Genomic DNA, 13,122 nt, shown 5'->3' with positions numbered 1-13,122 from the left:
TGTGAGAGGACGGCGGTTAGTCACCGCCTCCTACTCGATTTGATATTGGTAGCCCCAAGGGGACTCGAACCCCTGTCTTCGCCGTGAGAGGGCGATGTCCTAGGCCGCTAGACGATGGGGCCAGAATGGCTGCCGAACTAGGACTCGAACCTAGACTAGATGATCCAGAGTCACCTGTGCTACCATTACACCATTCGGCAGCGCCTCGACGAAAGTAATTATAACATAGGTTTTATAATTTGACAATACCCCTCACATTTTTTTAAATTTTGTTTAATTCTTAAAATTTAATTTGATTATTTACAATTCTGTGTAAATGATTTATAATTTTTGTGGAGCTACATACTGTATACAGGGAGGGAAAATTGATGGCACATTATATTACTGATGAATGTATAAGCTGCGGAGCTTGTGCGGCAGAATGCCCGGTAGATGCTATCCATGAAGGGGATGGAAAATACGAGATTGACCCTGATACTTGCATTGACTGTGGTGCTTGTGAAGCTGTGTGTCCAACTGGTGCTATAAAAGCTGAATAAATTTGAAAAAAGCCTCACTTTGTGGGGCTTTTTACATTTCAATTGACTAAAGCTATTTAAAGTGATAAAATCTTACTAAATTAATTTTGCGATGAAGGAGGAGTCATAAGTTATGGGGTTAGTATATGTGAATGGAGAATTTGTAGACAGTGAAAAAGCTTCAGTCTCGGTTTTTGACCATGGCTATCTTTATGGGGATGGTATTTTTGAGGGCATAAGGGCTTATGATGGAGTTATATTCAAACTTGATGAGCACTTAAAAAGGCTTTATAGTATGGCAAAAGCTCTTCTTCTCGACATTCCTATGACGATGGAGGAGATGAAAGAAAAAGTTGTTGAAACGGTAAGAGTTAATAATTTAAGGGATGCCTATATAAGGCTTGTAGTATCAAGAGGAAAAGGTGATTTAGGCCTTGACCCATATAAATGTCCTAAACCTACTGTTGTTATAATTGCTGATAAGATTACTTTGTATCCTGAATCTATGTATCAAAACGGTTTAAAAATTATTACTTCTACTTATAGAAGAAATTCTATTCAGGCTTTAGATCCCCAGATAAAGTCATTAAATTATTTAAACAATATTCTTGCAAAAATTGAAGCAGTAAAAGCAGGGTATCCTGAAGCTCTTATACTAAACCAAGAAGGATATGTAGCTGAATGTACTGGTGACAATATTTTTATAGTTTCAAATGGCACCTTGTATTCTCCTCCTTCGACAGTAGGAGCATTAGGAGGAATTACAAGGGCTACTGTAATTGATATAGCAAAGCAATTAGGAATCCCTTTTGAAGAAAGGTATTTTTCCTTGTTTAACGTGTATACTGCAGATGAATGTTTCTTGACAGGTACAGCTGCTGAAGCAATACCAGTGGTAGAAGTAGATCATAGGGTAATAGGAGATGGAAAACCTGGTCCCATAACGAAAAAGATAATAGAAGAGTTTAGAAAACTTACTACTGCTTTAGGAACAAAGGTTTATGAATAAGAATTGCATGGATGACTTCCATGCAATTTCTTATAAAGAAGGGATGATTTTTATGACTGAAAAGCTTTTTTATGAAAATAACTATGTTACCTAGTTTGATGCCAACATCATAGATAAAAGGAAAACCCACGATAAATGGGAGTTAGTGTTAGATAAAACTTATTTCTATCCTGAAAGTGGTAGACAACCGAGTGATACAGGGATAATTGATGGCTTTAAAGTTTACAAAGTATATGAGGAAAATGATGTAATATACCATGTAGTAGATAAATGTGTCAAAATTACTTGAAGAGAATAAAGAGGTTAAAAAAGAAGTTAATATTTTGAAAGAAAACAGAGGTATTAAGGGTTTTTGACGGAAAAGGCGGAGGAAACGCTTATATTTGTCAAGGTGGAGGCTCCCCAGACAGATTAGAATTAGCAATGGACAAGGCGTTGAGTATTGTTATAGGCGAAATAAATAAAATGTAAAAAATTTTAAAATTTTAGCAGGAAATTTATAACATATATAGAATATATTATAATAAATATTTAAAATGGGGAGAGTAGGGAGATGGGTGTAGTAAAAAAAGTAGATGAAGAATTAAAACGAAGCATGGAGAGTATTAAGGAAAAAATAAAAAGTGACGATATCTTGAATAGGATACTAACTAATGAAGCTGGACAGGTAAATGAGGGAGAAAATGATTGGAAAGTAGAGTGTGGACGAGAAATTGTAGAAATTTATAAGAAATTGGTTAATATAGTAGATAAATTAAGGGTTGTTTCTTAATAAAGCCTATTGTAATTTTTGTATTATGATGGTAAAATTGTATATACGAACTCTCAAAAAAGGGGTAAACAAAATGAAAAGTAATGAAGCATTAGAAAGACAGATAAGTGTTTTGAGGAAAGAACTGGATAACCTCGTTACTAAGGAAGAGATTGACTATGAAAAAGTGCTTGATATAAGTCGTAAACTGGATGATTTGATTGTTTCATATATAATCAACAAAAAAGATAGGTATTCCACAGTTGGAAACTATATCTAAAGCCTTTTAAGAAACAAGGGCTTTTCTTTTTTTGTTATTATATTGCTATGATTGCACCATTACAATTGTATGTTATAATATAACTATCCTACATACATTTATTGGAGGTGGAAATATGGAACAAAACAATGTTAAAAAAGTAGTATATGGGGCTTTTATGATGGCATTGGTTACTATTGGTACTATGGTAATTCAGATACCCACTCCGGCTACAAAAGGCTATATAAACGTAGGCGATTCTTTTATATTCTTAAGTTCTGCTTTATTTGGCCCTGCAATGGGATTTGTAACTGGAGGCATTGGTTCTGCTCTTGCGGACTTATTATCAGGTTATGCATATTGGTCGCCATGGACCTTTATAATTAAAGGGATAGAAGGGTTGATTGTTGGACTTATGTATAAAAAATATACTAAGGAATATTTAAAAGTTGTATCTCTTATAATAGGAGCTTTATGGATGGTGTTAGGATACTATATAGCAGGAGGAATCATGTACGGTTTTAAGGCTTCCTTAGTTGATGTGCCAAGTAATTTAGTGCAAGGTTTTGCAAGTATAATAATAGGGTATATTTTGATACGTTTGATATCTCGATTGGAACTATTTAACAAAGTGTAGCAGGGTTTTTTAAACCTTGCTTTTTTTTATGTAAAAATATATCATTATATAGGAAAGAGAAATTGAGGTGATGAGAATGATTGATACATTTTTATTTGACTTGGACGGGACATTGCTTCCTGTCGATACGGATAAGATGTTAGATGAATACTTTTTAAGTCTTACAAAAAAGCTTTCTCCTCTATTTGACCCCCATTTTTTATTTAAAAGTCTTTATAGTGCCAGTATGGACATGATAAATAATTTGGAACCCAACAAAACCAATGAAGAGGTGTTTTTTGATTCTTTTTTAAAAAAAGTCAACTATCCAAAAGAGGAATTGGATGTACTTTTTGAAGACTTTTATTTAAATGATTACAAAGAGTTAGGAAAAAATATTAAGCCCAATGAATACGTCAAGAAATCCTTAGAAATTTTGAAAGAAAAAGGCTATACACTTGTTTTAGCAACCAATCCTGTATTTCCAAGAATTGCAATTTTAGAGAGGCTTAGATGGGCAGGCCTTAATGAAAGCTATTTTGATTTTATAACTACTTATGAAAATATGCATTTTTGTAAGCCCCATATACAATACTATGAAGAGATATTAAAAGTTATAAATAAAAAGCCGGAAAATTGTTATATGGTGGGAAATGATGTGGAAGAGGACTTGATAGCTTTTAAGTTGGGTATGAAGACTTTTTTGATTGAGGACTATATGATAAATAGAAATTCAAAAGATATAGTAGCGACACAAAAGGGTAGTTACAAAGATTTATATGAATTTGTCTGTAGCTTTAAGGAGGGAGGCAAAAATTTATGAAAGTCACAGTGTTAGGGTGTCATGGACCTTTCCCTGGGCCTTATGGGGCTACTTCCGGATATTTAGTAGAAGAGGAAAATACTCATATTTTACTGGACTGTGGCAGTGGAGTAATAAGCAGATACCAAAGGTATTACGAGTTAAATAAATTAAAATACATAATTTTGTCTCATTTGCACTCTGATCATGTGGCAGACATGATGGTTTTAAGATATGCTCTTGATATTATGGAGTCAAGAGGCATGATAACTGAACCTGTGAATGTATATTGTCCACAAACACCAGAAAATGTTTTTGAAGATTTTAAGTTTAAAGATGTTTTTAATTTACACATTATAAATGAAGAGGCTACTTTAAATTTAGAGGGAATAGAGATTTCTTTTAAAAAGATGACGCATCCTGTAGAGACTTATGCTGTGAAGATGAAAAAGGGAGAAAAAATCTTTGTATATAGTGGTGATACCACCTATAATGAAGATTTAATATCTTTTGCAAATAAAGCTGATTTATTCCTATGTGATGGAAATTTCTTGACAGGAATGCAAGGACCACACTTAACTGCTGCGGAAGCTGCTGAAATTGCTAAGAAAGCCGAGTGCAAAAGACTAGTTTTGACTCATTTGTCACCGCTTATTTCTATCAAGGATTATTATGATGAAGCAATTAAAGTCTTTGGAAATACAGAAATTGCAAGAGATTTTGAAGTTTATGTGATATAAAATGGAATTTCCATTTTTATATCTTACTGTAGCTCTTTCTTTAGGAATAATAATTGGAAGATATGTTTTTCATCCTTTTGCTTTTTTGCTTTTATTAGCAATTTCAGTGGCTATTTCTTTGTGGCGGTATTTGAAAAATAAAAATGTCAGTTTACTTCTTTTAATTTCTTTTATTTTTGTAGGTGCAATTTTAAGTGGCAATGCTTTTAATTCTCCCAATCCTTATCTAAAGTTTGAAGATAAATTTATAACTATAAATGGTAAGGTGTACGAGGTAAAAGAATATGAGGGATATGCTAAATACATAGTTAAACCGCCTAAATTACCTAAAGTATTGGTTACTCAATATGGGGGCAAATATCCTTCAGAGGGAGATATTGTAAGTATAAGAGGGATAATTTCAATTCCCCAAAAAGCTACAAATCCAGGAGGCTTTGACTACAAGCTCTTTTTAAAGAAAAAAGGAATTTATGCAGTTATGAGGGTGCAGGGGTATGCCGTTGACATTGTGGGCAAAGGCAATTTAAATTTTATTGAGAAGGTTATATATGCTGCAAAGCAAAAAACAGAAGTTAATTATATAAATTCAATGCCCGAAAGAGATGCTAAGTTTGTTATATCGATTTTTTTAGGAGATAAACTTGTTGACGATGAGACTTTGGGACAATTTAGGACAGCAGGTATTTCACATATTATTTCCGTATCAGGAATGCACGTAGCAATTATAACAGGTTTTATACTTTATATGTTAAGTCTTTTTAACATTAGAAGGTACAAAGTTCCTATCATTATAATTGTATTGACCTTCTATGCAATTTTAACAGGAGCAAATCCGCCAGTTATAAGGGCAGCTCTTATGGCTTCTATCGCTTTAATTGGCACTACTTATGGCAAAAAACATAATTCTATAAATTCTTTGTCTTTTGCGGCTTTTGTGATATTAATATTTAACCCTTTGATGCTGTGGGATGTAGGTTTTCAACTTTCATTTGTTGCCACTTTAGCCATTTTGTATTTCTATAAGCCGATACGAGAAAAATTATCAATGCTAAATCCCCAAATACGAGATTTAGTCGCTTTAACTCTTTCTGCTCAAATTGGCACAATCCCCTTTACCATGTATTATTATCATTATATATCCATAATTTCGCTTTTGTCCAACATTGTAATAGTGCCATTGGCGAATATAGCAGTTGTTTTGGGATTTTTATCGGCTATGATAGGGCTGATTTTTCCTCCCTTGTCCTATTTTATAAATTATATAAATATACCTGTAGTAGAAGCTATTTTGTACATAACGAAATTGTTCAATAGCTTTCCTTATGCCAGTATAAATACTATTGTTCCGCCTTTGTATGTGATTGTTTTGTATTATGGAATTTTAACAGTCCTACTTAGCAGTTTTGATAAAAAAACTAAAAAGATTTCTATTGCAATCGCCTTGACTTTTGTTATAGCAATTTTCTTTTATAATTATCTATTGCCTAAAGATTTAGAAGTGACTTTCCTGGATGTAGGACAAGGGGACAGCACGTTTGTCAGGACACCCCACGGCAAAACTTTTTTAATAGATGGAGGAGGCAAACCTTTATTTGCGACTTCTTCTTTTGATGTTGGAGAAGATCTAGTACTTCCATTTTTGTATTACAAAGGTGTTATGAAGCTTGATGGAGTATTTATATCTCATACAGATATTGACCATATCGGTGGAATAATTACTGTTTTGCAGCAGATAAAGGTAGATAAAGTTTTTATTGGAGTCCAAAAAGTTACTGATGAGAATTTTAAAAAGATGATTAAGGTTGCAAAAGAGAAAAACATCCCTGTTATTTTTCTGAAAAAAGGAGATAAGGTTGAAATAGATAATATTGAAATATACGTTTTACACCCTGACCCTCAAAATTTAATAGAGGAAAATCCTATAAATAACAATGCACTTGTTTTTAAAATGAAGTATAAAGATATGGAGTTTTTATTTACAGGTGATATAGAAAAACCGGCCGAAGAAATTTTAAAGAATTTAGACATAAAGACTGATATTTTGAAGGTGGCTCACCATGGGTCAAGTACTTCATCTTCAGAAGAATTCATTGAAAAAGCCAATCCGAAAGTATGTATTGTCCAAGTAGGTAAAAACAGTTATGGACTACCTGATGAGAGAGTGCTAAAATATCTTCAAGAGAAGGCGAAGGTATATAGGACGGATAAAAATGGAGCAATTATCGTAAAAACAAATGGAGAAAGGGCTTATATAACTACTTTTCTCAAGGAGTGAAATAATGAATTATAAAGAGTTAGTGAAGAGTTTAAAAAAAGATAAGATTGACAATGTATATCTTTTTTATGGAGAAGAGAGGTTTTTATTGTTAGATGCTTTAAAAAGGATAAAAGCAAAAATATTAATGCCTGAGACTATGGATATGAACTATGTGGTTATTGAAAAAGATAGTCCAGAAGAATGTATGGAAGCTATTATCGAAAATTGTGAGACATTACCTTTATTTTCTGATTACAAATTAGTAGTAGTAAAAAATGAAGAGGAACAGCTTTCTAAGCTAGGGGATAAAGAGTTAAAAAGACTTACGAACTATCTAGAAGAAAAAGTTACTTCTCCTCAAAGCAGCATTGTATTAGTAATTATAGGAGGAGAAAAAATAGATTTAAGGAAAAAGCTTTATAAGTTTATTGAAAAAATAGGTAAAATAGTTTATTTTCAAAGACTTTCTTTTGAAGAGGCAGTAAATTACGCCGGCTATTTTTTAAAAAAGAGTGGCAAAAAAGTAAAAAAATCTGATGTGGAATATATTGTGAAGAGCGTTGGAACGGATTTATACGCAATTGTAAATGAAATACATAAAGTGGTTTGTTATTCTGACAGTGAAGAAATAGAAATGGAAAAGATGAAAGAGGTTCTTACTATAAACCTGCAACAAAACATTTTTAATCTTGTCAATGCTATAGGAATGAAAAAAGAAAAAGAGGCTTATAAAGTTTTACACACCCTTTTAGAAAAAGGAGAAGTACCCCTTATTATATTGTCGATGATTGTAAGACAAATGAGGTTGATTACTAAGATAAAAAGCTTTGAAGGTAAATTTGGCGATAAAAAGACTATTGCATCTTCTTTAGGAGTACCATACTTTGCAGTAGAAGAGTTAATGAGACAGAGTAGACTTTTTAAAAAAGAAGAGTTGGAAAGAGCTTATAAAGAGTGTTTGAAATGTGATATTGCATTGAAATCAGGAGCAGATAGTAGTTTGGCATTGGAGGGGCTTGTAAAAAAATTGTGCAAATGATAAAAAGCGTACTTTTAAGGTACGCTTTATTCATTACTTGCTGCTGATTTTAAAAGTGCATTAAATTTTGCATAAAGTCTGGATTTTTTTCTTGCCACTGTGTTTTTATGAAGAACTCCTTTTGTGGCAGCTTTGTCCAATTCTTTGACGGCAAGTCTTAATTTTTCTTTTATTGTTTCTATATCTCCTGTTGCTAAACTTTTATTAAAGTTAGAAATAAATGTTTTGACTCTTGATTTTATCATTTTATTACGCAAAGTCCTTTTTGCGATAATAGATATTCTTTTCTTTGCAGATTTTGTGTTTGCCAAAAGTTTCACCTCCTCAATCGAATTTAATTTTACCACGAAAGAAATAGTTTTTCAAGGATTAATACATTTTCTACTTTATCACAGAGGTATAAAATTTGTCAATTTGTTTATCATAATTAGAGGAGGTGATTTGATGTTACAAACCATTATACGTTTTATTGTGTCAGCTATTGTGCTATTGGTGGTGGGATATCTTGTACCTGGCTTTAGTGTTGCAGGCTTTTGGGGAGCTCTTATTTCAGCATTGGTAATAGCTTTGTTGGGTTATATTGTAGAATTAATATTAGGAAAAGATATTTCACCAAGAAGCCGTGGTTTTGTAGGATTTATTGTTGCGGCGGTAGTGATATACGTTTCTCAGTTTATTGTTCCTACCATTCATGCAACAATAGTTGGTTCGTTGATTGCTGCTTTTGTGATAGGACTAGTTGACGCCTTTGTACCCACAGAGTTGAGGTGATGTAAATGTACAGTATAAGGACAGACCTTGCAGTAGAAGCGAGAGAATTATACAAAGGAAGAGAGATTCCAGGGGTTAGGGTGGAGGAAAAACACTTAGAGGGTATAAAGGTGACAAAGGTCAAAATTTTAAATGAAGAAGGAGAAAAAGCAATGGGGAAGCCAGTGGGGGACTATATAACTATTGAAGCCCCCGGCCTCATTGAAAGGGATTTAGATTTAGAAGAAGAAGTTGCAAAAGTTTTAGCAGATATAATTAAAGAAATAGCTAATTTGACGGAAAATACACAAGTTTTAGTAGTAGGGTTAGGTAATTGGAATGTAACTCCTGATGCGTTGGGACCTCGTGTAGTTTCCAATATTGTAGTAACAAGGCATTTAAAGGAATACGCACCTCAACAGTTTGGCGATGAAATTCGGTCTGTCAGTGCAATTTCTCCCGGAGTTTTGGGAATTACCGGAATAGAAACGGCTGAAATTTTAAAAGGAGTAGTTGACAGAATAAAACCTGACTTAATAATTACAATTGATGCTTTGGCTTCAAGAAGATTAGAGAGGCTGTCAACTACTATTCAAATTTCAAATACAGGTATAAGTCCAGGGTCTGGAATAGGTAATAGAAGGCTTTCCATTACTGAGCAAAGCTTAGGGATACCTGTAATAGCCATAGGAGTTCCTACAGTAGTAGATACGGTCACAATTGCTAACGACACCATCGAATATTTAACAGAAGAGTTACTAAAACAGACCAAAGAAGAAAGCCCTTTTTATGAAGTACTTAAGAATATGAGTCAACAAGAGAAATACAGTCTCATTCAAGAAGTTTTAACACCTTATGTACATAATCTTGTAGTCACTCCTAAAGAAATAGATTTATTGGTAAAAAATATATCTTCAATTATTTCCAGAGGGATAAATCTTGCACTACAACCTGGGCTTACGGAAAAGGAAATGAATCAATTGCTTCATTAAACATAAAGTACTAAAGCACCTCTTGATGGAATATTTATAAAATATAAAAACCAAAGAGAGGTGCTTCTTTTTGTACAGGTATTATAGTTTTTCAAAGATAAGCAGAATAATGTTTCTAATTTTGTTATTGATAAACGTTTTTCTTTATAATTGGATGACACAACCTTATAAGGGTGAATATAGACAAATAATTGGTGATTCTTTTTCAGAGGAGTATGATAAATTAGACAGTTTATTTGTAACTTCAATAAATTATACCCTGCCGATAATAGAAGTAGCATTTACTTCTCAAGGGTATACAGGAAAGGATTTAACCTTTTCCTCTTTGTTAAATGCTAAAGTTAAAGACCCTATTAATATATTGAAATTTCAACTTCCAATTTTAGCACAGATAGATTTGGAAAAAGTAAGTGCTAATAATATACAGAATAATGATGCACAAACAAATCCTCCTTCTAATAACAATGTGAATTTGTCTGATACTAATGCACAAAGTGACAAAAACACACCGCAGACACAAGGAGAGGAAGAAAAACCAGTTTCGAAAAATATAGATAATAGTAAACCCTATCTTTTGATATATCACACTCATACTATGGAAGCTTATGCTGCTACAGAAAAGAACAAATACATAGCAAGGTACGGCTATGATAGGACAGATGATTTAAATTATACTGTTGCAAAAGTAGCAGATTATCTTACGGAATATCTTAGAAAAGAAGGAATTCCTGTATTTCACGATAAAACTATCAATGATTACAACTATGACAAATCCTATGTAAACTCTTTTGCAACGGTCAGTAAAATTTTAAAAGAGTATCCTTCTATTAAGGCTGCAATTGACTTGCATAGAGATGGCTATGGTGCTGTTATGAAACCAGGGGTAGAAACTATTCCTGTTTTGAGCAATTTGCCAAACCAAGATTTTAGAAAAAAATATGTGATGGAAATAAACGGGGAAAAAGTAGCAAAAGTTTCTTTCATAATAGGTTCAAGAAGGACACCGGAAATGAAAGAAGATTGGAGAAGAAATTACGAATTTGCCAAAAGAATAAGTGATAAATTAAATGAACTTTATCCCGGCCTATCTTTAGGAGTACAGGTAAAGCCCTACAGTGAATATAATCAGCATCTTCTTGAAAAGTCGATACTGATAGAATTAGGAAGTAACTATAATACTTTAGAGGAGGCAATTGCAACTACAAAGTATCTGGCTAAAGCCATTAGTGAAGTGATAAAGCAGCAACAAGATTTTGGGCAGTGAAGACTGCTTTTTATTTTATAGCGATAAATGTTGATATTAATTTAAAAAAAGGTTAAAATAAATTACTGTAATTATCAAAGATTTAGGAGGTTTTTTATGAAATTTGCAGCAAGGATAATGGGATTGGCCTTGGCGTTTTTAATCCTCTTTAGCACTGTTTCTTATGGACAAGTAAATAATATAAAAGATAGAAAAATAGTTATTTTTATTGTAGACAGGGTTAATTTAAATGACTATGTTGCAAATGACCTTCCTAATATAAAATACCTAATGGAAAATGGTACATATGGACTTATGACGGTAAATTCTGATGGAGGCAGGACCCCTGAAAACGTGTATATGACAATTGGTTGTGGGACAAGAGCTGTAGGTTCTGAAAAAGCTTCCCTTAATTTTAACGCTTCTGAAATAGTAAATGGAGAACAAGCCTCTATAATTTTCAAAAGAAATACAGGTATTAAGCCACAAGTATTTAATATAGTAAATTTAGATTTTGCGCAAATAGAGAGAAATAACCTAACTCGAAATCACATTGTAGTACCTGGCTTATTAGGTGCTCTTTTAAAACAAAATGGAAAAACTGTTGCTGTGTTTGGCAATGAAGATACTGATGTAGAACAAAGAAGATATGCGCCTCTTATAGTAATGGATGAAAAAGGAATTGTAGATTTTGGCGATGTGAGTGATAATATTTTAAAAAGAGACCCTTTAAGCCCTTTTGGCATTATGACAGATTATAATTTGCTTTATCAAAAATATACAGAGATGAAAGAAAAACCTGACTTAACTATTTTTCAATTGGGAGATACGATAAGAGCGAATGATTACCATAAATATGCGATGGATAAAATTAATGAGAGAAATAAAAAAAGGGCTTTATACGAAGCAGATGAATTTATTGGCAAAGTCATAAGAGAAGGCAGTCCCAACACCTTATACATTGTCTTAACTCCACTTCCTCCATCTAAAGATATGGGGCAAAAGAGTTATTTAACCCCCATAATACTTTTTGGACCAGGCTTTACTAAAGGCTATGTTACTTCAGACACAACAAAAAGAGAGGGGATTGTCACAAATACAGATTTAATGCCAACAATTTTACAGTATTTTGATATTCCTATACCAACTTTTTTGACGGGACATCCCCTTTATAATTCTGGTTACAAAGGAAATGTAGACAAATTATTAGCTGAGAGTCATAAACTAGTTTTTAATTACACTTATAGGCCTATTTTCTTAAAAACTTATGTGGTTTTAGAGATAATAATTTTAATTTTTGCCCTATTAGTTTTGCTGCTTTTGAAAAAGTATGCGGTCTATTTAAAACCTCTATTGTTTTTTGTTTCTACTATTCCTTTGACTTTTTTGCTATTACCTTTGTTTAATTATACTAGCCTATCAAATAGCATCGTGGGAATATTATTTTTGACAGCAGTGGCGATTATAGCGATTCATGAAATTAACCCTTATGGTTATTATTTCTATGCTATAATAGGTTTAGTTACTTCCCTTGTTTTGCTAATTGACCTTGTGACAGGGCAATATTTGCTAAAAAATTCTTTTTTAAGCTATGACGTCATCGGAGGTGCCCGTTTTTATGGCATAGGAAACGAGTATATGGGGGTATTGATTGGAGCCGTCTTATGTTTTACTACAATGGCTTTTGAAATTTTTTCGAATAAAAAGCTGCTTTTAGCTATAACTACAATAATATACGCACTGGTATTCTACTTTATTGCAGCTCCAAGTATAGGTACAAATGTTGGAGGATCGATAACAGCCTTTGGAGCTTTTGCTGTTTCGCTGCTGCTTTTGTCTGGAAAAAAAATTAACATAAAAAATTTAATATATATTGGTGCCGGGATAGTTTTAATGCTTTTGGGCTTGTTTTACTTGGATTCTTTAAGGCCAGTTTCACAACAAACTCACATAGGACAAACTTTTGCTTTAGTAAAAAGCCACGGTATAAAATCTTTATTACAAATTTTTGAAAGAAAGCTTTTAATGAATTATAAGCTCATAAAATATTCTATATGGTCGAGAGTATTGTTGACACTTATAGGTGTTTTACTAATTCTTTTCTTCAAACCCGTTGGAGTGTTGAGTGAAATTTTCAAAAAACACT

Annotated in this window: 15 protein-coding genes and 2 tRNA genes; 14 read left to right on the top strand and 3 right to left on the bottom strand. The window is 32.8% G+C overall.

All coding sequences use genetic code 11. The features are described 5' to 3' along the window. Nucleotides 1-46: 46 nt before the first annotated feature. Nucleotides 47-122: transfer RNA gene (locus tag M663_RS0110460), tRNA-Glu, on the bottom strand. A 4-nt stretch (nucleotides 123-126) separates the two neighbouring features. After that, nucleotides 127-200 (bottom strand) — tRNA-Gln (locus tag M663_RS0110455). A 168-nt stretch (nucleotides 201-368) separates the two neighbouring features. Between M663_RS0110455 and M663_RS0110450 the strand changes: the two genes are divergently transcribed. The 10 genes from M663_RS0110450 (at nucleotide 369) to holA (ending at nucleotide 7,991) form a co-directional block, all read left to right on the top strand. Then, nucleotides 369-539 carry a 4Fe-4S binding protein gene (locus tag M663_RS0110450; RefSeq protein ID WP_003869538.1) on the top strand — a complete coding sequence of 57 codons (171 nt, stop codon included), beginning with the start codon at nucleotides 369-371 and terminating at the stop codon, nucleotides 537-539. A gap of 112 nt (nucleotides 540-651) precedes the next feature. Then, complete coding sequence (ilvE, locus tag M663_RS0110445; protein WP_029688860.1) at nucleotides 652-1,527, top strand: branched-chain-amino-acid transaminase; 876 nt, start codon at nucleotides 652-654, stop codon at nucleotides 1,525-1,527. Nucleotides 1,528-1,672: 145 nt separating this feature from the next. Beyond that, nucleotides 1,673-1,816, top strand: coding sequence for a hypothetical protein (locus M663_RS15560; protein ID WP_012268769.1), 144 nt, complete (start codon nucleotides 1,673-1,675; stop codon nucleotides 1,814-1,816). A gap of 264 nt (nucleotides 1,817-2,080) precedes the next feature. Then, on the top strand, nucleotides 2,081-2,299 hold the full coding sequence (locus tag M663_RS0110430) for a hypothetical protein (protein ID WP_004405182.1): 219 nt from the start codon (nucleotides 2,081-2,083) through the stop codon (nucleotides 2,297-2,299). A gap of 73 nt (nucleotides 2,300-2,372) precedes the next feature. Beyond that, entirely contained in the window at nucleotides 2,373-2,558 is a 186-nt protein-coding gene (locus tag M663_RS0110425) for an aspartyl-phosphate phosphatase Spo0E family protein (protein WP_003868094.1), read from the top strand. A 115-nt stretch (nucleotides 2,559-2,673) separates the two neighbouring features. Further along, the gene (locus M663_RS0110420; RefSeq protein ID WP_004405180.1) at nucleotides 2,674-3,174 is read left to right on the top strand and encodes an ECF transporter S component; all 501 of its coding nucleotides are present in this window, start codon (nucleotides 2,674-2,676) and stop codon (nucleotides 3,172-3,174) included. Nucleotides 3,175-3,250: 76 nt separating this feature from the next. After that, entirely contained in the window at nucleotides 3,251-3,976 is a 726-nt protein-coding gene (locus M663_RS0110415) for an HAD family hydrolase (RefSeq protein WP_004405177.1), read from the top strand. Then, a complete protein-coding gene (locus tag M663_RS0110410; protein ID WP_003869531.1) occupies nucleotides 3,973-4,695 on the top strand; it encodes an MBL fold metallo-hydrolase in 723 nt (240 codons plus the stop codon). The genes M663_RS0110415 and M663_RS0110410 overlap by 4 nt, the downstream gene beginning before the upstream one ends. Before the next feature lies 1 nt (nucleotide 4,696). Next, on the top strand, nucleotides 4,697-6,970 hold the full coding sequence (locus M663_RS0110405; protein WP_029688859.1) for a DNA internalization-related competence protein ComEC/Rec2: 2,274 nt from the start codon (nucleotides 4,697-4,699) through the stop codon (nucleotides 6,968-6,970). 4 nt (nucleotides 6,971-6,974) lie between these two features. Then, entirely contained in the window at nucleotides 6,975-7,991 is a 1,017-nt protein-coding gene (holA, locus tag M663_RS0110400) for a DNA polymerase III subunit delta (protein ID WP_029688858.1), read from the top strand. A 26-nt stretch (nucleotides 7,992-8,017) separates the two neighbouring features. On the opposite strand, the gene rpsT is transcribed toward holA, so the two are convergent. After that, nucleotides 8,018-8,302, bottom strand: a complete 285-nt coding sequence (gene rpsT, locus M663_RS0110395) for a 30S ribosomal protein S20 (protein WP_003868087.1) — start codon at nucleotides 8,300-8,302, stop codon at nucleotides 8,018-8,020. 133 nt (nucleotides 8,303-8,435) lie between these two features. Between rpsT and M663_RS0110390 the strand changes: the two genes are divergently transcribed. From M663_RS0110390 to M663_RS0110375, 4 genes are all read left to right on the top strand, one after another. Next, nucleotides 8,436-8,762 carry a phage holin family protein gene (locus tag M663_RS0110390; RefSeq protein WP_003868086.1) on the top strand — a complete coding sequence of 109 codons (327 nt, stop codon included), beginning with the start codon at nucleotides 8,436-8,438 and terminating at the stop codon, nucleotides 8,760-8,762. Nucleotides 8,763-8,767: 5 nt separating this feature from the next. Then, complete coding sequence (gene gpr / locus M663_RS0110385; RefSeq protein WP_029688857.1) at nucleotides 8,768-9,733, top strand: GPR endopeptidase; 966 nt, start codon at nucleotides 8,768-8,770, stop codon at nucleotides 9,731-9,733. Between the two features lie 70 nt (nucleotides 9,734-9,803). Beyond that, nucleotides 9,804-10,997, top strand: a complete 1,194-nt coding sequence (locus tag M663_RS0110380; RefSeq protein ID WP_004405172.1) for a stage II sporulation protein P — start codon at nucleotides 9,804-9,806, stop codon at nucleotides 10,995-10,997. A gap of 96 nt (nucleotides 10,998-11,093) precedes the next feature. Continuing rightward, the coding region (locus M663_RS0110375; RefSeq protein WP_029688856.1) for a hypothetical protein at nucleotides 11,094-13,122 on the top strand (2,029 nt) is incomplete at its 3' end.

The sequence above is a fragment of the Thermoanaerobacter sp. A7A genome (genome assembly GCF_000445185.1).
Classification (GTDB): Bacteria; Bacillota; Thermoanaerobacteria; order Thermoanaerobacterales; family Thermoanaerobacteraceae; genus Thermoanaerobacter.
The sequence above is the reverse complement of the archived record's forward strand: the minus strand, read 5'-3'. Positions and strand labels throughout refer to the sequence as shown.